The 21,900-nt window shown below is 63.5% G+C and carries 20 protein-coding genes; 13 read left to right on the plus strand and 7 right to left on the minus strand.

From position 1 onward, the window contains the following. Window position 1: 1 nt before the first annotated feature. Window positions 2–280 (plus strand): metal-sensitive transcriptional regulator, encoded by a 279-nt coding sequence (locus tag TX78_RS09670; RefSeq protein WP_044495920.1) that lies wholly within the window; start codon window positions 2–4, stop codon window positions 278–280. 49 nt (window positions 281–329) lie between these two features. Here TX78_RS09670 and tagD read toward each other — a convergent pair whose 3' ends face one another. Together tagD and TX78_RS09680 are read right to left on the minus strand one after the other, a co-directional pair. Beyond that, window positions 330–854, minus strand: a complete 525-nt coding sequence (gene tagD / locus TX78_RS09675) for a glycerol-3-phosphate cytidylyltransferase (RefSeq protein WP_081652717.1) — start codon at window positions 852–854, stop codon at window positions 330–332. Continuing rightward, the gene (locus TX78_RS09680; protein WP_044495921.1) at window positions 851–1,270 is read right to left on the minus strand and encodes an adenylyltransferase/cytidyltransferase family protein; all 420 of its coding nucleotides are present in this window, start codon (window positions 1,268–1,270) and stop codon (window positions 851–853) included. The genes tagD and TX78_RS09680 overlap by 4 nt, the downstream gene beginning before the upstream one ends. A 249-nt stretch (window positions 1,271–1,519) precedes the next feature. Here TX78_RS09680 and TX78_RS09685 point away from each other — a divergent pair, with 249 nt between their 5' ends. Both TX78_RS09685 and TX78_RS09690 read left to right on the plus strand, forming a co-directional pair. Then, window positions 1,520–2,578 (plus strand): LCP family protein, encoded by a 1,059-nt coding sequence (locus TX78_RS09685; RefSeq protein ID WP_044495922.1) that lies wholly within the window; start codon window positions 1,520–1,522, stop codon window positions 2,576–2,578. Between the two features lie 182 nt (window positions 2,579–2,760). Then, on the plus strand, window positions 2,761–4,530 hold the full coding sequence (locus TX78_RS09690; protein ID WP_044495924.1) for a variant leucine-rich repeat-containing protein: 1,770 nt from the start codon (window positions 2,761–2,763) through the stop codon (window positions 4,528–4,530). A gap of 318 nt (window positions 4,531–4,848) precedes the next feature. Here TX78_RS09690 and TX78_RS09695 read toward each other — a convergent pair whose 3' ends face one another. The 4 genes from TX78_RS09695 to TX78_RS09710 all read right to left on the minus strand — a co-directional run bounded on the left by TX78_RS09695 (window position 4,849) and on the right by TX78_RS09710 (window position 9,868). Then, window positions 4,849–5,985 (minus strand): CDP-glycerol glycerophosphotransferase family protein, encoded by a 1,137-nt coding sequence (locus TX78_RS09695; protein WP_044495925.1) that lies wholly within the window; start codon window positions 5,983–5,985, stop codon window positions 4,849–4,851. A 300-nt stretch (window positions 5,986–6,285) separates the two neighbouring features. Continuing rightward, complete coding sequence (locus TX78_RS12750) at window positions 6,286–6,885, minus strand: TetR/AcrR family transcriptional regulator (RefSeq protein WP_049897775.1); 600 nt, start codon at window positions 6,883–6,885, stop codon at window positions 6,286–6,288. After that, a complete protein-coding gene (locus TX78_RS09705; protein ID WP_044495927.1) occupies window positions 6,882–9,101 on the minus strand; it encodes a YhgE/Pip domain-containing protein in 2,220 nt (739 codons plus the stop codon). Before TX78_RS09705 ends, TX78_RS12750 begins: the two co-directional genes overlap by 4 nt. Further along, complete coding sequence (locus TX78_RS09710; protein ID WP_049897776.1) at window positions 9,098–9,868, minus strand: P-loop NTPase family protein; 771 nt, start codon at window positions 9,866–9,868, stop codon at window positions 9,098–9,100. Before TX78_RS09710 ends, TX78_RS09705 begins: the two co-directional genes overlap by 4 nt. Before the next feature lie 105 nt (window positions 9,869–9,973). Between TX78_RS09710 and TX78_RS09715 the strand changes: the two genes are divergently transcribed. From TX78_RS09715 to TX78_RS13770, 8 genes are all read left to right on the plus strand, one after another. After that, window positions 9,974–10,753, plus strand: a complete 780-nt coding sequence (locus TX78_RS09715; RefSeq protein WP_044495928.1) for an isocitrate lyase/PEP mutase family protein — start codon at window positions 9,974–9,976, stop codon at window positions 10,751–10,753. A 61-nt stretch (window positions 10,754–10,814) separates the two neighbouring features. Beyond that, window positions 10,815–12,113: a M16 family metallopeptidase gene (locus TX78_RS09720; RefSeq protein WP_044495930.1), complete on the plus strand. Its 1,299-nt coding sequence runs from the start codon at window positions 10,815–10,817 to the stop codon at window positions 12,111–12,113. 264 nt (window positions 12,114–12,377) lie between these two features. Continuing rightward, complete coding sequence (locus tag TX78_RS09725) at window positions 12,378–13,346, plus strand: TIGR03885 family FMN-dependent LLM class oxidoreductase (RefSeq protein ID WP_044495932.1); 969 nt, start codon at window positions 12,378–12,380, stop codon at window positions 13,344–13,346. A gap of 113 nt (window positions 13,347–13,459) precedes the next feature. Further along, entirely contained in the window at window positions 13,460–15,151 is a 1,692-nt protein-coding gene (locus tag TX78_RS09730; RefSeq protein WP_044495933.1) for an alpha-amylase family protein, read from the plus strand. Window positions 15,152–15,268: 117 nt separating this feature from the next. Beyond that, window positions 15,269–16,165 carry a hypothetical protein gene (locus TX78_RS09735; protein WP_044495934.1) on the plus strand — a complete coding sequence of 299 codons (897 nt, stop codon included), beginning with the start codon at window positions 15,269–15,271 and terminating at the stop codon, window positions 16,163–16,165. 33 nt (window positions 16,166–16,198) lie between these two features. Beyond that, complete coding sequence (locus TX78_RS09740; protein WP_044495936.1) at window positions 16,199–17,173, plus strand: hypothetical protein; 975 nt, start codon at window positions 16,199–16,201, stop codon at window positions 17,171–17,173. A gap of 266 nt (window positions 17,174–17,439) precedes the next feature. Next, entirely contained in the window at window positions 17,440–18,348 is a 909-nt protein-coding gene (locus TX78_RS09745; RefSeq protein ID WP_044495937.1) for a hypothetical protein, read from the plus strand. Window positions 18,349–18,614: 266 nt separating this feature from the next. Further along, window positions 18,615–18,926: a hypothetical protein gene (locus tag TX78_RS13770; protein ID WP_158644329.1), complete on the plus strand. Its 312-nt coding sequence runs from the start codon at window positions 18,615–18,617 to the stop codon at window positions 18,924–18,926. Between the two features lie 168 nt (window positions 18,927–19,094). On the opposite strand, the gene TX78_RS09755 is transcribed toward TX78_RS13770, so the two are convergent. After that, window positions 19,095–19,583 carry a Fur family transcriptional regulator gene (locus tag TX78_RS09755; RefSeq protein ID WP_081652719.1) on the minus strand — a complete coding sequence of 163 codons (489 nt, stop codon included), beginning with the start codon at window positions 19,581–19,583 and terminating at the stop codon, window positions 19,095–19,097. Between the two features lie 111 nt (window positions 19,584–19,694). On the opposite strand from TX78_RS09755, the gene glyA reads away from it, so the two are divergent. Then, the gene (gene glyA, locus TX78_RS09760) at window positions 19,695–20,990 is read left to right on the plus strand and encodes a serine hydroxymethyltransferase (protein WP_044495938.1); all 1,296 of its coding nucleotides are present in this window, start codon (window positions 19,695–19,697) and stop codon (window positions 20,988–20,990) included. Between the two features lie 7 nt (window positions 20,991–20,997). Beyond that, the gene (locus TX78_RS09765) at window positions 20,998–21,885 is read left to right on the plus strand and encodes a bifunctional methylenetetrahydrofolate dehydrogenase/methenyltetrahydrofolate cyclohydrolase (RefSeq protein WP_044495939.1); all 888 of its coding nucleotides are present in this window, start codon (window positions 20,998–21,000) and stop codon (window positions 21,883–21,885) included. The last annotated feature ends 15 nt before the right edge of the window (window positions 21,886–21,900 follow it).

Below are 21,900 nucleotides of genomic sequence, written 5' to 3' on the forward strand. Positions count from 1 at the left end.
CATGAGGGAAGCAGATCCTGAAGCTCAACGGAAGATCCTGAACCGGCTGAAGCGGGCTCGGGGTCAGCTTGACGCGGTGATCAACGCCGTGGAGTCCGGACAGAGCTGCCGCAGTGTGGTCACCCAGCTCGCTGCAGTCTCCACAGCGTTGGACCGTGCCGGATTCAGCGTGGTCTCCTCCGCCATGCAGTTCTGCGTGAACGATCCCGAGCGTGCCGCCGAGTTGGAAGACGGGCTGACTGTGGAGGAGCTGGAGAAGCTGTTTCTTTCACTGTCCTAATTGGACTGTCTTAGTTCAGATGTCCCAGCCGAGGTCTCCAACAGAAGGATCAGCTGCGCGGAGGAGGGGGGAGCTTCGGCCTGCGCGCCGGTGTGGGCAGCACCGGAAGCCGTGCAGTGCCGGGGGCCGCGTCGGGATTGACGCTGCGCTCGGCTTCCTTCTTGTACTCGATCGCTTCAAACAGCAGATCGCGGCGGATCTGGGAGGTCGAGGTGCCCTCGGTACGGGGGAGGTAGACGACGTCGCAGTAGTCCCGCAGGTACTCAAACCGCGGCGAGCCCTCCCAATCCGAGCCCATGACCACCAGATCGATCTCATGCCTGCGGATGTCATCGATCTTCTGATCCCAGGTGCTCTCCGGAACCACCAGATCCACGTAGCGGATGGACTCCAGCATCAGCTGGCGCACCTCGAAGGGATGGTAACTGGGTTGCTTGCCCGGCTTAGCCTCGTTGAACGCATCGGTGCTCAGCCCCACCACAAGATAGTTGCCCATGGCCTTGGCGCGGCGCAGCAGTCGGATATGCCCCCAGTGGAGCAGATCAAAGGTGCCGTAGGTCAGGACCCGTTTCATGCCGCCCTGAACGTCACGGCTTCAGTCAGCAGATCCTTACGAATCTGCGAGGTGGAGACGCCCTCAGTGCGCGGCAGATACTCCACATCACAAACACTGCGCAGGCTCTCAAACCGCGGGGAGCCCTCCCAGTCCGAGCCCATGACCACGACGTCGGCACGGTAGCGCCGCACGTCCTCGGCCTTCTGCTCCCAGGAGGCTTCAGGGATCACCAGATCCACGTAGCGCACTGCCTCGAGCATGGCTTTGCGCACCTGAAAGGAGTGGTAGCTGGCGCGGGCGCCCTTTTCCTGCACGAACTCGTCGGTGCTGGCGGCCACAATCAGGTAGTCGCCCATCGCTTTGGCGCGCTTGAGGAGCCGAATATGCCCCCAGTGGAGCAGATCGAACGTGCCGTAGGTGAGAATCCTCTTCATCGTGCGTGCCCTCAGCCAATGCCTTACGTTAACGAGTTGCGGGGCAGGCGTCGTCGTACCGGGTGTACTGTCTGCCCCAGGGTCAGGTGCGAAATTTATTTCAGTGCAAGTCTGCGCATAATAACAACTTCCTGAAAACAGCGGGTTTCAAGAAACTCTTGAGAGTTTCCGTCAGCGCCCTCGTAGAGCGTATTGCGCGCCAGGAGCCGTCCAGGGAGCTTTTCAGGGGCCGCGTGTACTCTGACCCTGATGTCTGAAGAGCTCCTCACCGAAGAAGCCCCTCCTAAATCCAGCCGACGCCGGCGCATCACGCTGATCGTGCTCAGTTCAGCCCTGGTGCTCCTGATCGCTGGTGTCACCGCTGCTGCCCTCTATCTGAACTCTTTGCGCGGCGCCTACGAGACCTCCGTCAATGTGCTCCCGGAAGAAGAGACCTTCCCCGAGGAGAGCGAACGTCCTGAGCGTCCTGCCCGGGTGGAGGACGACGGCAAGCTGGTCGATGATGAACAGGTCAACATCCTGCTGTTGGGCTCTGATGCTGGCGGCGGCTCCGGGGAGACCGAGAACGTTCCCTGGCTGCCCAATGCCGGACGCGCCGACACCATCATGTGGGTCCACATCCCGCACGAGCGTGACTCCATCCAGGTTATGTCCATCATGCGTGATACCTGGGTGCCGATCCCGGGCCACGGTGAGGCCAAGATCAACTCATCCTTCTCCTTTGGCGGTCCTGGCACCGCAGTGGCCGCCGTGGAGAACCTCTTCGATGTCCGAATCGACCACGTGGCCGCGGTGGACATGCAGGGCTTCCAGGGGCTGGTCAGTGCCATGGGAGGAGTCACCGTGGACTCTCCGGTGGCCTTCACCTCCCGGGACGGCTACCAGTTCAACCAGGGTCCGCAATCGATGGACTCCACTGCGGCGATGAGCTTTGTGCGCGAGCGCCGTGCCTTCGACGGCGGGGACTACCAGCGTGTAGCCAATCAGCAGGCCTTTGTGCGCGGAGTCCTCAACGAGGTGCTCACCCCCTCCACCCTGACCAATCCAGTGACCCTGCACAATATGGTCTCCAACTTCGCGCCCTATATGACAGTAGATGCGGGGCTGCAGGACGCTGATCTCATCGCTGATCTGGGATGGTCGCTGCGGAACGTGCGTGGCGGCGATATCCAGATGTTCACCCTGCCCAACCACGGCGTAGGTCAGGCCGGCAGCGAATCCATCATTGTTCCTGACTATGACGCCATGGCCGCTGCTGGACAGGCCATGCGCGAGGGCAGTTTCAGCGAGTACGCCACCAGTCACTGAGTCGGCGCACGCGCAGGTGCCCTGCCGCGGGCCAGGCGCAGGGACAGTGAGGCGCTCAAACGGCAGCGGCGGAGCACCGCTGGCCTTGGCGTTGACCCGGGGCTCAGTAGGTATCCGGGGGTTGTCAGGGAGACTGGTGTATTTTGTGCGCCCTCTTAACCCTGCACGTATGCTGGACAATCATGAGTGACGATCTGGACGTAGCCGAACTGGAGGCCCTGGCCTCAGACCCGCACACCGACTGGGACGTTCTCCACTGGATTGCGGAGAACTATCCCCAGCTGCGTCCCGCCGTCGCCGCCAACCCCGGTACCTACCAGGAACTCGTGGACGCCCTGGCTGCCCTCGGTGATCCTGATATTGACGCTGCCATTGCCCTGCGTCCCTTCGGCAAGGAAGTCTCTTCCGCCCAGGCTGCCACCAACCCGATGGCCGGTATGTGGGACACCATGACCCACCATACTCCTGCCTACCGTGAGCATGAGGATGCTGCGGCGGCGTCCTACACCGATCCTTACGCGGCTCGCACCTACGAGGCTGAGGATGTTCAGCCGCAGGAACAACAGGCACACGAACCCCATGCTGACGAACCCCATGCTGAGGAACCGTGGGCGCAGGCACCCGTTGACCAGGACGCTGCCGCCCACCCGCTGGGCGCTGATGACCATGGCCAGCAGCACGACGACGCTCACTTGATTCCCGCTGCGGATGTCGCCTCTGATGACTTCACCACAGAAGAGCCTGCAGCCGAGCCCCACGCCTACGAGCATCTGCATGCAGCGGACGAGATTCCCGATTCGGCGTTAGCTCAGGATGAGGCAGAGTCTGAACCAGAAGCGCTTGAGTCAGCAGGGCCTGTGTCAGCAGAGCCTGAATCAGCAGGGCCTGAATCAGCAGAATCTGAGCCAGGTGAGCGAGATGCTGGTGAGTCTGATGAGGACGGCACCTACCCTGAGGGCCGGGAGGCGCTCTCATACCTGCCCGCTGCGCAGGAGACTGCGGCAGTGGTTCCTCCGCCGGCGGCTCTGTCCACCGCATACCGTGAGCCCGGTGCTGCCGAGGAGCAGCCGCGCCGTCGTTCTCCCCTTGTGCTGATCGCCGCAGCTGTTGTGGGCGTGGTGGCCATAGGCGCGATCATCGCTCTGGTGGCCAACCTGCTCGGCGGCTCCGACGAGGCCCCTGTGGCTGAATCCACCCCCACCCCCACGCAGCAGCAGACTGAGTCGCCCGGGGGCGAAGAAACAGAGGGCGAAGAGACTGAGGCCCCCGAAGAGGAAGAAAGCCCGGGCGCCGATGAGGAGGCCCTCGTCCAAGCGCGTGCTGCGGTGGCATCACTTCCTGACGAGACCAGCTGCCAGAGTGGTGATGATGCAGGCGTGGTCACCGCATTTCTCACTGCCGCCGGTACCCAGGACGCGGCGGCTGCGGACGATGCTGATGCTTTGGAGCAGGCTTTCACCGGACTGCAAAGCGCATGCTCCTCCACCCATGCTGCCGGAGTCTTCGAAGCTGCCCGCAGCGGCTCCGAAGCCCCGGAGAACGGCGGCTCAGAGAACGGCGCTGCAGAGCTGCTCACCGAGGTGGGCACCGACTGGGTCAACCGAAGCATCGGTCTGGGCGGCGCTCAGGAGATGGACGGCTTCGTCACTCCCAACGGCAATATCCAGTGCGAATTCAACGACGGCGTACGCTGCACCGCCTACCAGCACAGCTACGCGGCCCCTGCAGGATGCAGCGGCGGCACCACCTACCGGATGCAGGTGGACGGCGGCACCGCTGGGCCGCACTGTGAAGATCCCGTGGAGCGCACCGACCGGCAGACGCTCTCCGTCAACAGCTCCGCCACTGATGGTTTCCTGGTCTGCATCTCAATGAGCGACCGGGTCTCCTGCTACAACTCAGTCACCGGCGGCGGCTTCGAGATCTCCGAGCGCGGCCACTACCCCTACTGATCTCCAGATTGGGCGATCACCGTGTCGGCTGATCCCCAGGTCAGGCCCTGGGTCCCCAGATCAGAATTCCGCCTAGGTTTATGAAATCTGCCTAAGGCTATAAGCGTCTGCGGGGTTCACAAGCTTATGCCGGATCAGGGGTACGCGGAATGACAGTGGCCCCCGGTGCCGAGGATTCCCCACGCTGGGTCCGCTGCGGGACACCGCGGAGCCCTTCACACACAGAGTTTGTTTGTTTCACCGAGGCTGCGGATCGGCTTCGATATGACACAAAGCGCGGGTCCGGCGTGCGGGGAGGCCGACGACGGCGCGGAGGCGTCAGCTCTGCAGCTGCAGGGCGTCCACAATCTGATCCGCACACCGCGGCGGAGTTACCGGCAGGGCGCCGTCGTCGTCGGTGACGAAGTCCAGGTGACGGGAACGGAAGCGCAAGATATTGGCCTCCATCTCCTCACGGGCGGCAGAACTCAGCTCCTCAGCGTTGAGACCACCCAGGCGCAGCGCCTGTTCCACTGCCTCGGTGGCTGAGCTGACAATCGGTCCGGGCACTTCGGCCTGGTAGTCCACGGCCAGCCCGCGGGCATCCTGGTAATCCTCCATGTCATAGGGCCAGAAGACCATGGGGATGTTGCGCAGGCTGGCCTCGTAGGTCACCGCTGAATAGTCGGTGATGACCACGTCTGCCACCGCCAGCCAGTCCAGCACGCCCACACCGGTTCCGGTGCCGATGAGCGTATTGCCGGCCTCGGGCAGGGGGGACTTGTCCTGCGGGTGCGGCAGCAGCACCAGGGTGCCGGGCTCATCGGCGAAGGCCGCGGCCAGCTGGGTATAGGGAATCTGTTTACCGCGCCGGAAGGTGGGCACGTAGAGGATGATCTGGCCGCCGTCCTCCTGAGCCTTCTGAAACTGAGGGAAGCGGTGGAGGATCTTCTTTCGGCGGTCCTGCTGGCCGGCGTCATCGAGCAGATAGTCGATCCGCGGCATGCCATAGGGCTTGATGCGCTCGGCCGGGATGCCGAAGGCTGCGGTGTAGATACTGGCCGGCACTGAGCCGGAGGCGCACACGAAGGTGTAGTTCTGGTGCATCCGCATGGCCTCAGCCACCCGCGGATGAGGCCCCTCACGGGTGCCGGAAGCCAGATGGCCGAACTTCTTAATGGCGCCCAGGGCATGCCAGATCTGGCCGATTCGCAGCTCTTCGCGGTGGTTGAGGATGCTGACCGGGATGATGTAGCCATCCACCAGGCAGCCAGCACAGGTGGCCAGGTGATACATCTCCCGGAAGGCCTTGCCCAAGTAGGAGACCGAAAGCTTCTTATGCTTGATCACCACAATCCGGTGATCAGGGTGCTTTCGGCGGATCGCTTCCTGAAGGAGAGAGAAATCCACGGAGATCTGCCGCGGCTCCCGGGTGATCAGTACAACTTTGCGCTGAACCGGCAGCAGCTTGAACACGGCATAGATGACACGTGCCCCGGCGGTCAGAAATCCCAGAGCGTGCGGGAGGATGCGTCGCTTCAGGTCCGTATCCTTCCGCTTCTCGAAAGCGCCGGAGCAGGAGCTGATCGAGTCCGGGCGCGGGTGTGCAGTACCACAGACACCCTAACGCACTCTTAGGGCTCCGCCCCGGCGCGGCACAGAGATCCCATGGTGTGGCGGTTCATGCTCTGGTGGTTCATGGTGTGCCAGTTCATGGTGTGCCGGTTTCTGGAGTGGCGATCTCTGCCCGAACATTGCGATACCCGGCAGCCGTGGTCACACCATGCCCATAAGGACCCGGGCGCATTCGGCCGTGGTCCATTCGGGGTGGGCGGTGTGCCGCTCAATGCTCACTGTCACTGCTGCTGCCAGCAGCGCAGTGGCAGTGATCTCAGCGTTGTCACCGTGGCCAAGGCGCTGCAGTCCACGGGCAACGAGTGCGACGATCGACTGTTTCTCCACGCGCAGCTGACCGGACTCATCGGCTCCGCGGCGGGCCAGCGCGTAGGCCACCAGGCCGGTGAATGATGAATACTCATCCAGGAACTCCAGTGCCTTGCTCAGCTGGGCAGCGAATGCGGCCCTGGCCGATGAGACCGACGTCCCAGCATCTGCCGCGCCGTCCTCCATGATCTCTTGCAACCGTTCGGCACCGTAGACCAGCATCTCCCGCACCAGTTCCTCTTTGGACCCGAACTGGTAGTACACCGAGCCCTTGGCCACTCCTGCCACCGCAGCCAGCTCCTCCACCGTGTACTCCTGGATGCTGCGGTGTTCATCCAGAGACATCATGGCCTCAAGCAGGCGAATACGTGCGGGACGTCGTCTGCCAGTGGCAGAGTCAGAATCGGATACGGGTGCGGTAACGGGGGTCATGCTGCCTCCTGAATGGGCGGTTGGAGCCTCCGCAGACTCCACATTTTCTTCTTATGCACCGCCAGGACCTGAACGGAGAGTCCAATAATGGCGGTGACCAGCAGTGCGAGCAAAGCCGTCTGCAGTGCATCGAGCCGGCCGCCGTAGATGACATGCCGTAATCCGTCCACCACATAGCTCATCGGCAGCAGCGGATGCAGCGCCTGCAGCACCGGCGGCAGCGCCTGATAGGGGAACGTGCCTCCGGAGGCCACTAGCTGCAGTACCAGCAGCACCAGCATCAGCATCTTTCCGGGATTGCCCAACAGCGCCACCGCCCCTTGGATGAGCGCCGTGAACGCCACCGAGGAAGCAATCAGCAGTGCTAAGGCCAACCATGGATGCGCCGGAGTGAGTCCCAGGCCCAGAACGACGGCGGCGTACAGCAGCAATGCCTGGACCAGGGCAAGCCCGGCGAATGACAACCAGGAGCCTGCCGCGATGGACACAGAGGGCGCATTCGACGCTAGTGCTCGCGCAGAGAACGGGCGCAGGACCTGAAGCAGCACCAATGCGCCAATCCACAGCGACAGGGCGAGGAAGAAGGGCGCCATGCCAGCACCGTAGCTACCAGCTTCGGTCTGCGCGCTCTGGTGCACGGCCACTGGATTCCCCATCACCCGCGCGATCTGCTCCTTAGCTTTGCCATCAGGGTTTGGGACCTCCTCAGCACCGGCGCCCAGGCCCTCAGCCAACTCCCGGGCACCGTCCTTCAGCTCCCCAGTGCCGGACCGGGCTTCACCGAGTCCATCCCGCAAGGTAGCCGCGCCGCTGGACAGCTCAGCACTGCCCGCGGTGAGCTCCTCGGCACCTGAGGCCAGTGTCCCAGTGCCGGTATGCAGTTGGTCCGCGCCGTCCTTGAGCTGATCGGCGCCGTCGTTGAGCTGGGCCGCTGCGGACTCAGCATCCTGAAGCCCCTGCACCAGATCCGGTGCTGAGGCGACCAGCCGAGCAGTGCCATCGGCCAGAGTGCTGCTGCCCGCGGAGAGTTCAGCGGCGCCGTCGGCCACCTGCTGTGCACCGGAGGTCAGCTCGTTGATGGACTCTTGCGCTGTCGCCAGTTCCTGGCGAGCCGCGGCAGCACGCTGAAGATCCGTTGAGTCATCTGCGATAGCCCCCAGTGCCGCTTCCGCATCCTGAACCTGGGACTGGTCGATGAGACCGGCATCGATCAGCGCCTCAACTGCTGTGGGAACCCGGTCCGCAGCGTTGCTTTCGAAGCGAGAAATCACCTCAGCGGCTTCATCGGTGGCCGCTGCTAACTGGTGACTGCCCTCTGCTACCGCGTCAGCTCCCGCAGAGAGGGATTCCATGCCGGTGCTCAGTTCCTGGGCGCCACTGTTCAGGGCTTCAGCGGCCCCTTCAACGGACTCACCACCCTGGACCAGCTCGCCAAGCCCCGAATGCAGTGCACCGGTACCGTCGCTGAGCTCTGCTGCACCTGCCGCGAGATCACCGGAACCTGCATTGAGCTCCGCAATGCCTGAGCGCAGCTGGTGTGTGCCCTCATCAAGTGCGACGGCGCCGTCGGTGAGCTCAGTGGAGCCCTGGTGCAGTTCAGTCATGCCGTCCTGCAGGGCAACAGCGCCATCGCGCAGCTGCCCTGCGCCGTCGGCCGCCTCGGTCAGCTGCTGATGGATCTGCCCATAGCCGGTGAGCATGGCATCAGCGGTTTCCTTCCCCACCTGGGCTGCGACGGTGTCATGGACGCGTGTGGTCAGCGAGTTCACGATGTTGGTGAGCAGGTAGTTATTGGCCTCGTTCACCGTGACCTCGAGGATGGCCTGCTCAGCGAAGGAGAACGAGCTGGGGGAGGCCAGCGCCGCGGAGAAATCAGTTGGGATGATCAGCGCGAACTGGTATTCCCCGGATTCCACGCCCGCTTCCGCTTCGGTCCTGCTGGAGACCGAATGCCAGCCGAAGGTGCCGTCCTCCAGCAGCTCCTCGGTGACATCCTCGCCGATGGTGCGCTGGACGCCGTCGAAATCCGCGCCCTCATCCAGGTTCACCAGGGCAGCGTCGACGGAGTCGAGATTGTCATAGGGGTCCCAGTTGGCGTAGAGGTACACCCCGGCGTAGAGCAAAGGAATCAGGGACAGCCCGATGATAGTGATCAACGGCGTCAGGCTGGAGGTCAGGCGGGTGAACTCAGCGCGGAGAAGTCGGATAAACGTCACTGCTGCACCTGCTGCTCTCCGGGGGGTACGCCGGTTTCTGCCTCGGTGGTGGTTCTCGGCGACGCTCCGGCCCAGCCGGTGTGCAGACCCCCGGTACTAATGTCGCCCGTATGCATGTGGGCAGGAAGATCCTCAGCAGCCGGCAACTGCGCCACCACCGCCAGTACGCTGCGGCTTCGGCGTCGGCTCTGGTTGCTAGTTTTCCTTCCGGCACTGGTGTGGCGGGTGAGTACTCGCAGCATGTCCTGGTAGCTGATGTCATGGCGATCGGGGGAGTCCACTACCGCCACGCGCACCTGCGGATCCGCGAAGGCAAGGCTCAGCAGTAGATGTAGGCGCAATGCCGGATCCAGGGCTGCGACATGCTCCTCGACGATGTCAGTAAAGCCGTTGTCACGAATCCAGGTTGCTGGACTGACGGTGCGCGTCATGTGGCGAATGAACGAGGTGCCCGGCGGGCGGCTGTGCAGGGCCAGCGCCTCTGCAACCACATGCTTGACCTTCATATGGTGCTCAGGCTCAGTGATGGTGGGGGAATCCACCGGAGCCGCGGCGCAGCGGAGCCGTTTCAGGTTGGCTTCACCGTCAAGGAGAACCTCGCCGGTGTGTGGCTCTAAGCGGCCGGAGGCGATGAGTGTGCAGGCGGTACGTCCCATGCGGGTGGGCACCTGCAGAAGTGATAGATGACCTTCTGGTACGGCGAAGGTGGTGGCTGGGATGAGCTGGTGATGGTGCTCATCGAAGCCCACGGAGTGAAGTTCCAGCATGCCTTCCAGTCTATTGCACTGACTGGTCAGTTCAAAAAAGTGAGAAGTGGTACCTTTTCTGATACGTCACTTCGGTGATCCCACTGTTGAGAGGTAGCTGTCTTCATGAGCATCGACACCGCTGTACTGAGCGCCAAGGCCAAGACGCTGCTGGAACTGCACCACAGTCACACACCGGTCGTGCTGCCCACCGCCTGGGATGCATGGTCTGCCAAGTTGATCGAATCCGCCGGGTACTCTGCCCTGACCGTGGGCAGCCACCCCCTCGCCGATTCTCTGGGGGCCGCCGACGGCGAGGTCATGACACTGAGTCAGGCGCTGAAGACCATTGCCCGGATCACCGCCGCGGTGGATATCCCGGTGAGCGCGGACCTGGAATCCGGATATGACACCGAGGCCGCCGAACTGGTGGAACGCACCCTGGAAGCCGGGGTGGTCGGCATCAACATCGAGGACACCGTGCATTCCCGCGGCAGCATGCGCAGCCCGCAGGAGCATGCCGACTACATCGCCGCCATCCGTGCCGCAGCAGAGGATGCCGGGGTCCACCTGGTCATCAATGCGCGCACCGATGTGTATAAGCACGCCGAGGATTTTGCGGACCCGCTGGCCGAAACCATCCACCGTCTCAATCTCCTAGAGGCAGCCGGTGCCGACTCGCTCTACCCGGTGGGACTGCCCAGCACCGGGGTGCTCACCAGCATCCTGGAGGCGGTCTCCACACCGGTGAACGTCACCGCCCATCCGCAGCACGGGGCCATCCCGGATCAGCTGTCCCTAGAGGAGCTCACCGGGCTCGGGGTCTCACGGGTCAGCTTCGGGCCGCTGCTGCAGGCCGCCCTGAGCGAGGAAGCCAACACTCTGCTCAACGCCTGGAAACGCTGAGGTCCAGCCGGCGTCCCCCACTGCGCCGGTGGCGCTGCAGGCCTGGTAGTTTTAGGGTTCTATGCGCGTCACAATTGCTCCTGAAACTGAAGGTGTCCTCAACGCCGACGCCGGCTCTACCGTCCGCCGAACTGTGCTGCCCTGCGGGGTGCGGGTGCTGACTGAACAGATGCCGGGGATCCGCTCAGTGAGCATCGGCTTCTGGATTGCCGTGGGTTCCCGGGACGAGGCTGACCATCAGTACGGCTCTACCCACTTCCTCGAGCATCTGCTGTTCAAGGGCACGGCCAAGCGCTCGGCCCTGGACATCGCCGCAGCCTTTGACGCCGTAGGTGGCGAGTCCAATGCGATGACCGGCAAAGAGTCCACCTGCTACTACGCCCGGGTACTGGATACCGATCTGCCCATAGCGGTGGAGGTCCTCACCGATATGGTGACCTCCGCAGTGATCGATCCGGCAGAGATGGAGACCGAGCGCGGGGTGATCCTGGAAGAGCTGGCCATGGCCGAGGATGACCCGGGCGACGTCGTCCACGAACGTTTTACCGAACAGGTGCTCGACGGGCACCCGCTGGGCCGGCCCATCGGCGGCACCCCGGAGGCCATCGAACAAGCCAGCCGCGACGATGTCGGGGACCATTTCGCCCGCTGGTACCGCCCGGAGGAACTGGTCATCACCGCTGCCGGCGGGCTGGACCATGAGCAGCTGTGCCAGTTGGTCACCGCAGCGCTGGAAGGATCCCGCTGGGACATCAGCCAGAACTGCCAACCGGCACCGCGCCGGGTAGGAGCAGAGATCCACATCCCGGTCCGAACCGGCACCGAACATCACCGCAAACCGGTGGAGCAGACCCAGGTGATCCTGGGTGGCCGCGGAATGGCTGCCCACGATGAAGACCGCTTCGCGCTGTCCCTGATGCACGCCGTCCTCGGCGGAGGGATGTCCTCCCGACTCTTTCAGGAGATTCGCGAACGCAGAGGGCTGGCCTACAGCACCTATTCCTTCTCCGCCGCATTCACCGATGCAGGCCTCTACGGTCTCTACGCTGGCTGCCTGCCGGAGAAGGTGGATGCAGTCATCGATGTCATGAGCAACGAACTGGAGCGCATCGCCACCGAAGAAGTCACCGCCGAGGAGCTGGAGCGGGCCAAGGGCCAGCTGCGTGGCTCCACCGTGCTTGGCATGGAAGAGACCAGCTCACGGATGTCCCGGCTGGGCAAAGCCGAGCTGGTCCGCGGTGAGTTCGTGGACATCTCCGACACACTGGCTCAGGTTGAAGCGGTCACCAGCGCCGATATCCGGCGAGTAGCGGCGCGGCTGGCCGACTCTCCGCGGGCTACCACCATCGTCGGCCCTTAGCGGACTGGCCCTAGCGGACTGGACCCTAGAGCGCCGGCTGGTAGGGGCTAGGCAGGTAGGCCTGCGCCAGTGCGGCCGCGCTGGCCCGGCCATCTGACCCGGTGCGCTCACCCGGTACGGCCGCGCGTGGTTCATGGCCTGCGCCCCTTAGCCCTTTTGGCCGCATCCAGGGGGTATTCAGCTGGCACACACTGCGCGCACGGCGAGCTCTCATAAAGTCGCTCCCTAACGAACACATGGCCGCCAACGTTGGGTGAGTAGAACATGACGACCATCGGATTCCACGCCTCCCAGGAGCAGATCTCCCCTTCCCAACTGCTGCGCGATGTGCAGCGCGCCGAGGAAGCCGGATTTGATGCCGCAATGAGCTCGGATCATTTCTTTCCCTGGTCAGAGCGGCAAGGCCACTCCGGCTTCACCTTCTCCTGGCTCGGGGCGGCCCTGGCCACCACCTCCTTCCCGATCGGCTCGGTGTGCGCCCCCGGCCAGCGTTACCACCCCGCCGTCGTCGCTCAGGCCACCGCCACTCTGGGGGAGATGTTCCCCGGTCGCTACTGGGTGGCGCTAGGGGCCGGACAAGCGATGAACGAACACATCACCGGTGAGAAGTGGCTCGGCCAGGACGACCGGCGACGGCGCCTGGAAGAGTCCGCCAAGATCATCAGCCAGCTTCATGCAGGGCAGTGGATCTCCGGGCATAAGGGCCTCGTCGAGGTCGACGACGCCTACCTCTATGACCGGCCGGAGAATCCCATTCCGCTCTACGCCGCCTGTGTCACCGAAGAATCGGCTCGGCGTGCAGCTCGATGGGCCGGGGGGCTGATCACCCTAAACCAGGCCGGTGACGTGCAGAACGACGTACTCAGCGCCTATCGGGACGCCGGCGGAGAAGGGCCGGCCATGCTGCAGATCCACCTCAGCTGGGCGCCCACGCAGGCCGAAGCCGAGGAGATCGCCTACGGCCAGTGGCGCAGTAACGTCTTTGGCCCCCCGCTCGATCAGGACCTGCCCACACCGGCACACTTCGATGCCGCCGCTGATACTGTGCCCCGCGAAAACGTCCTGGAAGCGGTCTGGACCTCACATTCCACCGCGCAGCACACGGAGTGGATTCAGCACGCTGTTCAGAGCGGTTTCGACGCCGTCTATCTGCACCATGTGGGCCAACACCAGCAGCCTTTCATCGACACCTTCGGTGAGCATGTGCTGCCGCAACTTCGTCAAAGCAGCTGAACCGCCCGAGTAACTGAACCGCACAGGCAGCTGAACCGCCGCAGCAGCTGAACTACACCGCCGCGCAGCATCACGAGGAAGACCAGGACAGCCGAAGGAAGGCCGAAGACCCCATGCGTATCACTGAGACCGCAGACCTCTGGTACAAGAACGCGATTGTCTACTGCATCGACCCGGAGACTTTCCTGGACTCCGACGGCGATGGCATCGGCGATCTCAACGGCCTGGCCCAACGGGTGGACTACCTGGCAGAAATCGGGGTGACCTGCCTGTGGCTGATGCCCTTCTATCCATCGCCGCGGCGAGACAACGGATATGACATCGCCGACATGTACGGAGTGGACCCGCGATACGGCAACCACGGCGACTTCGTTGAACTGGTGCGCATTGCCCACGATCGTGGTCTGCGCGTGATCATCGACCTGGTCATCAACCACACCTCTGACCAGCACCCGTGGTTCCGCAAAGCCCGGGCGTCCAAGGACAACCCCTACCGGGACTTCTACGTCTGGCGCTCCGACACCCCGCCGGATACCTCCGAGGAGAGCATGTTCCCCGACTCGGAGAACGGTATCTGGACCCATGATGAGAAAACTGGGGAGTGGTACCTGCACCACTTCCTGCACACCCAGCCGGACCTGAACACCGCCAATCCGCAGGTCCGTGACGCGATCGCCAAAACCATGGGCTTCTGGCTGCAGCTGGGCGTGGACGGCTTCCGCGTGGACGCGGTGCCTTTCGCCATCAACCAGACCACCTTCGAAGGTCATGACAAGAACGAACTCGAAGAGCCCCACGACTATCTGCGCAGCCTGCGCGCCTTCCTCGCCCGCCGCTCCTCCGGAAACGGAGCTGCGATCATGCTGGGAGAGGTCAACCTGCCACATGAGGAACAGCTGACATTCTTCGGCGGATCCGATGGCGATCAGCTGACCATGCAGTTCGACTTCTACACCAACCAGAAAACCTTCCTGGCGCTGGCACGCCAAGACGCTGCCCCGCTGATCGAGGCGCTGAACTCCCGTCCCAAGGACATCGGTGTGGAGCCGCAGTATGCGAACTTCCTGCGCAACCATGACGAGCTGACCCTTGACCTGCTGCCTGAAGATGAGCAGAACGAGGTGCTGGATACCTTCGGACCAGAAGAGGAACACCGGTTCGCCGGACGCGGGCTGCGGCGTCGTCTTCCTCCCATGTTCGACGGCGACCCGCGCCGACTGAAGATGGCCTACTCGCTGCTCTTCGCCCTACCCGGCACCCCGGTGCTCTTCTACGGTGAAGAGATCGGCATGGGCGAGAACCTGGAGGTTGATGGGCGCGAAGCCGTGCGCACCCCGATGCAGTGGACCGATGAGAAGAACGGTGGATTCTCCAGCGCTGCCCCCTCCAAGCTGGCCCGCCAAGTCACCGAGGGTCCCTACGGCCCGGCGCACGTCAACGCGGCGGACTGCAGGCGCAATAAGGACTCGCTGCTGCATCACATCACCCGGTTGGCGAAGCGATACCGTGAATCCCCGGAACTGGGCTGGGGTGACTACGCCGTGCTGGATCAGCCGAATCCCTCGGTGCTGGCACACCATGTCACCTGGAAGGACCGTTCTATGGTGCTGCTGCATAATCTGGGAGCGGAGCCCGTCGTCGTCCCGCTTACCCTCGAAGAGGAAGAGCCCGGCACGCAGCTGCTGGACCTGATGTCCGAGGAGTCCTGCGAGCTGGATCAGGACAGCTCCACAGAATCTCAGCTGGATGGTTACGGCTACCGCTGGTTGCGGATCAAGCGCGCGGATGACCCGCGTCTGGTCTGAGTTGGCGCTATCCTGAAGGGTCATACTCATTACCGACCGTCCGGCTGCTTCTAAGGCGCCATTCAGTCTCCGTGACTAGCATCACGGGGATCCACTGATTCAGGAGGCATCACTTCAGTGACCACACGCCCATCCCGAACCTCCGCCGCACACCGCGCCCCGTTGGCAGGTGTGGCCCTGGTGGCCGTCACCGCGCTCAGTGCCTGCGGAAACCCCTTCGACGCCTCCGAGCTGGACGGGGCATCACCGGCGGGAACACCGCAGTTCGGGGAGATTCGCGAAGAGGTCTTCTCAGCAATGCTGGCCGCTGACTCGGTGACCATCAGCGGCGAAGTCCAGGCAGGCGACGCTGATCTGGATGCGCTCTTCGAGGGGGTGGACGACGACGCCGTAGGCGACCTGCAGATCACCGGCGCCGTTGATGGCACCAACTCGGAGATGAGCTTCACCGCAGGCGGCAATAGCTTCACCCAGCGCGCCGTCGAAGGCGAGGAGTACTTCCGCGGGGAAGACTTCGCAGCCCTGCTGATCAGTGAACTCGATGAAGACATCGCTGAAGCAGTGGATGAGTCCTTCATCGAAGAAACTGTGGCCGATGCCTGGGTGCAGTTCACCGACGGCGGGGATGGCAGCGTGTTCTCCGCCGCGGACGTCATCACCACCTGGCAGCAGGAACTCGACGGCGAGGAACTGGGTTCTATGAGCGCTGTCACCGAGGACCGCGAAGGCAGCCCAGTCTGGGTCTACCGCGCCGATGAGGGCGATACCGAATTCGTGGTGGCTGCCGAGGGCGAGCCGTATCTGCTGGAAGTTCGCGAAGGGGAGTCCTTCTACCAGTTCAGTGACTGGAACGAATCACCCACCCCGGAGGCGCCGGAGAGCATCATCACCCTGGATGAGATCTTTGCGGCCATCGCCGAAGACCAGGGCTGGCCCACCGAGGAGATCACCGAGAATAACGATGACTCCGAGGACGGCGAATCCGCCGGGGACGACTCGACCACCACTACCTAATCAGAGCAGACCCCCTACGTGAGGAGCATCGTAATGGACAGGTTCTACAGAGCCACAGGCGTCTTCGGCGTCGCGCTTCTCGCCCTGACAGCCTGCGGTGATTCAGGCGAGGGCGGAGATGACTACCCCGAGGACAACGCACAGGAAGGCGTAGACCCCTCGGGTGCGGAGCAGCAGGGCAACTACTCCGATGAGATTGCCGGGGAAGAGGGCGACAACGTTGCCAGCCCGGTGCCCGATGACGAGACCATGGACCCCCCTGCGCTGAATGAGATCATCGACCAGATCTGGGAGACCAGCGCGGAGCAGGACTCGGTGACCATCAACGTGGCCGTGACTGCCGAAGCTCTGGAACAGGCCCAGGAGAACCTCGGCGGCACCCAGGAGGAGGGCGATCTGCCCCACGTTGAGGACACCGAAGACGAAGGCGAGGACGTGCAGATGACCATCGCCGGGGACCTCAACGGCGGTGGTTCCACCTACACCCAGGAAGGCGGCGGCGAGTACCTGGTCTTCGACGAGGGAGAGCAGTACCTGCAGACCGTGGACACATTCGTGAGTGACTACCAGGCCGGTGCTGAGGCCCAGGGCGTCACGGCTGAGATTGCCCCGGAGGACTTACGCGACGCGCTCACCGCTGAGGGCGACTGGATCGAGGTGACGCCTACCCACGCCGAGCGTGTGGAGACCCCGGCACAGTTCCTGGAGAACTTCCGCAATGGATACGGCCTTACCGCCGGCGGCACCGAACTTGGTGACCTCAGCGCGGAGGGCGAGGTGGAGACCCGCGACGGCGAGAACGTGTGGGTCTACGCCGAGGGCGGCTATGAGCTGGTGGTGCTTGCCGATGAGAGCGAGCCGTTGCTGATGGCCATCGCAGTGGAGGACGGCGGGGTCCAGGTGGACTTCTCCGACTGGAACGAAACCGATGCGCCCGAACGCCCCGAGGATGACGCCATCATCTTTGCCGATGAGCTGGAGGCCATCATCCAGCCGCTGGTGCAGTAACCGGTCACAGCTCCATATCAGTTGACCCCAGAGCCGCTCCCGCAGCCGCGGGGGCGGCTCTTTTGGCATAGCCTGCACCCTTTGCAGAGAACACTGGACTCTTGCCCTGACCTACCCCGCTAGCTGATCCTGGCAAGAACTACGGAGCGACACTACGGAACGGACTGTGACCACTGATGATCCCCAGCCCTTCAGCTTCCAGACCTCTAGCCCCCAGAACCCCAGCACCCAGACCGTCCGCGTCCAGGCGCTTTGCTCTCGCCGGCATGATGAGTACTGCTGTGCTGGTCTTGACTTCCTGCGGCGGCGACCTCGCCGGTGATGCGGATCAGGCCGCCGGGTCTGCCCCGTCGTCGGCGCCTGCCTCCAGCAGTGCCTCGGAAGAACTCGCTGCCGAAGAAACAGCGGAGCCAACAGGGCAGTCAACGGAGAGTGCCGCCGAGCCCAGCGGTGAACTGCAGGCTGAGGGCGACCTCGCCGATGTCCCCGAGCTCGCCGAACTGGAAGAAGCGATCTGGGAGACCGCGGCGGCGCAGCAGAGCGTGACAGTCACCATGGAAATGCCCGCCGGAGCCGCCGGGCTTACCCCGCTGCATCGTGACCTAGAGGATGACTCCACGGTGGAGATCCTGGTCAGCGGAGAGCTCGACGGGGCGGATATGCGGTACAGCACCTTCGGCTATGAGGTGCTGATCTACGGGGATCTTGTGTACCAGAGCGTCGATGACGTGGTGGACAGTACCTTCGTGACCGGACCCAATGCTGAGGACTTCGACGTGGACGCAGAGGAGGTCCGGCGTGCCCTGTCGGATCAGGGCAGCTGGATCAGTCTTCCAGCAGCACAATATGCCGACGCGGTAGAGACCCCGGAAACGGTGATTGACCGGCTTGGCCAGGAATACGAATCGCGAGGTGGGGCCGCGGACTTCGATGCCGGACAGGCCCAGACCCGTGATGACGTGGACGTATGGGTCTACACCTCAGAGCAGAGCGAGATAGTGATCACTGCCGATCATGACGAACCGCTGCTGCGCGAGGTCAACACGGTCGAGGACGACCATGAAATTCACGGAACCTTCACCGAGTGGAATAGCGTGGAGTTGCCCGCGGAGCCCGAAGACGACCAGATCATCAGCATAGACCAGCTGCAGTCCATCGTCGCTGAATTCCTCTAGGCGCAGCCGCTGAAACCGGGGAGTACCCCCGGCGTCAGCTGGTCCCGGGCTGAATGAATCACCCATGACAGCCTTGGTGGCTGAACAGCGGCTCATAGTCCTCTCAGAGTTGCCGCAGAATGCCCATTCTGGCTTTCCTCACCCCCATCCGGTTGTCCATGATGGATGCAGAACGCCTCGTTCGCGTGATGCGCGTCACTGAGGTGGAGGCGGAAAGGCCGCCCGGCATCAGACCCTGGTGCAGTCAAACGGAGGTAAGAATCTTCATGGCTATTACCGAAGACAACAAGCTTCGCTCCCTCGCAGGTATCGTCGGCATCGGCTCGCTGGCCCTTCTGGGTGTGACCGCATGCGATAACGACGGCGGTGGCACTGAAGACACTGGCACTGAAGACACCGGCACAGTCGACGACGGCGGTGAGGGCACCGTGGATGACGGCATCGTTGATGATGGCACCACCGACGACGGAAGCGTTGACGACGGCGGCATGGAGGATCCGGCAGATCCGGGCACCACTGAGGACACTGCCGATCCTGCCCAGCCCGGAGTCGGCGAGGATGAAGACGACGATCTGTAACACCTAGCGTCCGCCGTCGAGCGGATGAGTACTGAAGAACCCCCTGAGCGGCCAGAGCCATTCAGGGGGTTCTTCGTGTCAGTAGTCATTCCTTCAGGTCAGTGGACAACCCGGGTGCTCGCGTGGATCCACAAAGTTCCACGTGTCTGTGCTAGCAGGGGAGAGGTCCTAGGCGGCGTTGCGAGCGGCTTCGCAGTCCTTGCAGACGCCGCGGAACACCACATCGGCTACTTCCACCGTCATCCCCAGCGAGGGCGGAGCCTCCAGGCAGGGAGCCTCACCGTGGACGCAGTCGACATCCTCGATGCGTCCGCACACCGTGCAGATGGCGTGATGGTGGTTGTCATGGGTGCGAGTCTCATAGCAGGCCGCCGAACCCGGAGGATCGAAGCGGCGCAGCAGGTCATGAGCGGTGAGATCATGCAGCACGGTGTAGACCGACTGCACGGTGATCTCCTGCAGCTTCTGAGCCACCGCCGCATGGACTGCTTCTGCAGGCTGGTGCGGATTCTCGGCGACGGCGTCCAGTACGGCCAGGCGCTGCTTGGTCACGCGTAACCCTCGTTCGCGCAGCAGCGCAGGCCAGCGCTCAAAATCACCGGAGCCTTCATAAGTTGCCTCCGGATCCCCTGGGACGCTGTGAATCGCGGTTGTCATAACAGATATCTTAGCGAGCAAATATGAGTAACTCACAATAACTCGTCGGCGCGGTGAGCCGGATAGACTGGCGACGGCTTCCGACCCGTCCTCCTGAGGAGAACTCATCACATGAGCACACCGGCGAATATCAACAGCGCGCACCTGAACAACGCCCCCCTGGCCGACGTCGACCCGGAGATCGCCCAGGCGATTGCCGATGAACTGGGCCGCCAGCGCGGCACCCTGGAGATGATCGCCTCCGAGAACTTCGTGCCCCGGGCAGTGCTGGAAGCACAGGGTTCGGTGCTGACCAATAAGTACGCCGAAGGCTACCCGGGCCGGCGCTACTACGGCGGTTGCGAGTTCGTCGACGTGGCGGAGAACCTCGCCATCGAACGCGCCAAGAAGCTCTTCGGCGCAGACCACGCCAATGTGCAGCCCCACGCCGGTGCGCAGGCCAACGTTGCGGTGATGACCGCGTTCCTGAAGCCCGGCGATAAGCTCATGGGCCTCTCGCTGGCCCACGGTGGGCACCTGACCCACGGCATGAAGCTCAATCACTCCGGCAAGTTCTATGAGGTCGCCGCCTATGAGGTGGACCCCGAGACCGGTGTGATCGATATGGAGAAGGTCCGCGAGCAGGCGCTTGCAGAGAAACCAGACATGATCGTGGCCGGCTGGTCCGCCTACCCGCGCCAGCTGGACTTCGCTGCGTTCCGGGAGATCGCAGATGAAGTCGGCGCGATTCTGTGGGTGGATATGGCGCATTTTGCCGGGCTGGTGGCTGCTGGCCTTCACCCGAACCCGGTGCCCTTTGCAGACGTGGTGACCACCACCGTGCACAAGACCCTGGCGGGACCGCGCTCGGGCATGATCCTCACCAAGGAGGAGCATGCCAAGAAGATCAACTCCGCCGTGTTCCCCGGGCAGCAGGGTGGTCCGCTGATGCACGCCATCGCCGCGAAGGCTGTGGCGTTCAAGATCGCCGGCACCGAGGAGTTCGCCGAGCGTCAGCGCCGCACCGTGCAGGGTGCCCAGCTTCTGGCCGAGCGGCTGGTCGCTGCGGATGTCGCAGAAGCTGGAGTGTCTGTGCTCACCGGTGGCACCGATGTGCACCTGGTGCTGGTGGACCTGCGCAATTCGGAGCTGGATGGCAAGCAGGCCGAGGACCTGCTCCACGAGATCGGCATCACCGTCAACCGCAACGCGGTACCCAATGACCCCCGCCCGCCGATGACCACCTCAGGTCTGCGCATCGGCACCCCAGCGCTGGCTTCGCGTGGATTCGGCGACACCGAGTTCCGCGAGGTCGCAGAGATCATTGCCGAGGCGCTGAAGGGTGGCGCAGATCTTGAGGCGCTGAAGGCGCGCGTGGCCAAGCTGGCCGGCGACTTCCCGCTCTACGAGGGCCTCGAGGAGTGGTGATCAACTGATGACTGCACAGATTCTTGACGGCCGTGCCACTGCGAAGGCGATCAAAGCAGACCTCGCCCAGCGGGTGGCCGCACTGAAAGAGCAGGGCGTGGTGCCCGGGCTCGGGACCGTTCTGGTCGGGTCGGATCCGGCCAGCCAGTCCTATGTGGGCGGTAAGCACCGTGACTGCACTGAAGTGGGCATCAACTCCATCCAGGTGGAGCTGCCCGAGGATATCTCCGAAGCGGACCTGCTCACTGAGCTGGAGAAACTCAACAACGACGACGCCTGCACCGGCTACATCGTGCAGCTGCCGCTGCCGAAGCACCTGGACACCAATAAGATCCTCGAGGCCATCGCTCCGGAGAAGGACGCCGACGGGCTGCACCCGATGAACCTCGGCCGACTGGTGGCCAATGTCAACGACGAGATCACCTCTCCGCTGCCATGCACCCCCAAGGGCTGCGTGGACTTACTGGAGCACTACGGCATCGATCTGAACGGCAAGCATGTGGTGGTTCTCGGCCGTGGCGTGACCATCGGGCGTCCCATCGGACTGCTGCTGACCCGGCGTGCCGTCAACGCCACCGTGACGCTGTGCCACACCGGCACGAAGGACACCGCTGAGCACCTCAAGCGCGCCGATGTGGTGGTCGCTGCTGCAGGTGTGAAGCACGTGATCGACCCTGCGGATCTCAAGCCCGGCGTCGTCGTCCTGGATGTGGGTGTGACCCGAGAGGTCAACCCCGAGACGGGCAAGGCGAAGATTTACGGCGACGTCGCCCCCGGTATTGAAGACGTTGCCTCCTGGTATTCACCGAATCCCGGCGGTGTGGGGCCCATGACTCGGGTGGAGCTGCTGCAGAACGTGGTGCTTTCGGCTGAGCAGGCCCTCGCCGCGCGCTGAGCGTGAGGGCTCCGT

It is taken from the genome of Nesterenkonia massiliensis, assembly GCF_000455245.1.
Taxonomy (GTDB): Bacteria; Actinomycetota; Actinomycetes; order Actinomycetales; family Micrococcaceae; genus Nesterenkonia; species Nesterenkonia rhizosphaerae.

Excerpts from the sequence above, each read along its gene's own strand:
- TX78_RS09765 (WP_044495939.1), top strand. The coding sequence starts at position 20,998 with ATGACTGCACAGATTCTTGACGGCCGTGCCACTGCGAAGGCGATCAAA.
- TX78_RS09680 (WP_044495921.1), bottom strand. The coding sequence starts at position 1,270 with ATGAAGAGGATTCTCACCTACGGCACGTTCGATCTGCTCCACTGGGGG.
- TX78_RS09745 (WP_044495937.1), top strand. The coding sequence starts at position 17,440 with ATGATGAGTACTGCTGTGCTGGTCTTGACTTCCTGCGGCGGCGACCTC.
- TX78_RS09670 (WP_044495920.1), top strand. The coding sequence starts at position 2 with ATGAGGGAAGCAGATCCTGAAGCTCAACGGAAGATCCTGAACCGGCTG.
- tagD (WP_081652717.1), bottom strand. The coding sequence starts at position 854 with ATGAAACGGGTCCTGACCTACGGCACCTTTGATCTGCTCCACTGGGGG.
- TX78_RS09725 (WP_044495932.1), top strand. The coding sequence starts at position 12,378 with ATGACGACCATCGGATTCCACGCCTCCCAGGAGCAGATCTCCCCTTCC.
- TX78_RS09690 (WP_044495924.1), top strand. The coding sequence starts at position 2,761 with ATGAGTGACGATCTGGACGTAGCCGAACTGGAGGCCCTGGCCTCAGAC.
- TX78_RS13770 (WP_158644329.1), top strand. The coding sequence starts at position 18,615 with ATGGCTATTACCGAAGACAACAAGCTTCGCTCCCTCGCAGGTATCGTC.
- glyA (WP_044495938.1), top strand. The coding sequence starts at position 19,695 with ATGAGCACACCGGCGAATATCAACAGCGCGCACCTGAACAACGCCCCC.
- TX78_RS09730 (WP_044495933.1), top strand. The coding sequence starts at position 13,460 with ATGCGTATCACTGAGACCGCAGACCTCTGGTACAAGAACGCGATTGTC.
- TX78_RS09710 (WP_049897776.1), bottom strand. The coding sequence starts at position 9,868 with ATGCTGGAACTTCACTCCGTGGGCTTCGATGAGCACCATCACCAGCTC.
- TX78_RS12750 (WP_049897775.1), bottom strand. The coding sequence starts at position 6,885 with ATGACCCCCGTTACCGCACCCGTATCCGATTCTGACTCTGCCACTGGC.
- TX78_RS09720 (WP_044495930.1), top strand. The coding sequence starts at position 10,815 with ATGCGCGTCACAATTGCTCCTGAAACTGAAGGTGTCCTCAACGCCGAC.
- TX78_RS09740 (WP_044495936.1), top strand. The coding sequence starts at position 16,199 with ATGGACAGGTTCTACAGAGCCACAGGCGTCTTCGGCGTCGCGCTTCTC.
- TX78_RS09685 (WP_044495922.1), top strand. The coding sequence starts at position 1,520 with ATGTCTGAAGAGCTCCTCACCGAAGAAGCCCCTCCTAAATCCAGCCGA.
- TX78_RS09755 (WP_081652719.1), bottom strand. The coding sequence starts at position 19,583 with ATGACAACCGCGATTCACAGCGTCCCAGGGGATCCGGAGGCAACTTAT.
- TX78_RS09715 (WP_044495928.1), top strand. The coding sequence starts at position 9,974 with ATGAGCATCGACACCGCTGTACTGAGCGCCAAGGCCAAGACGCTGCTG.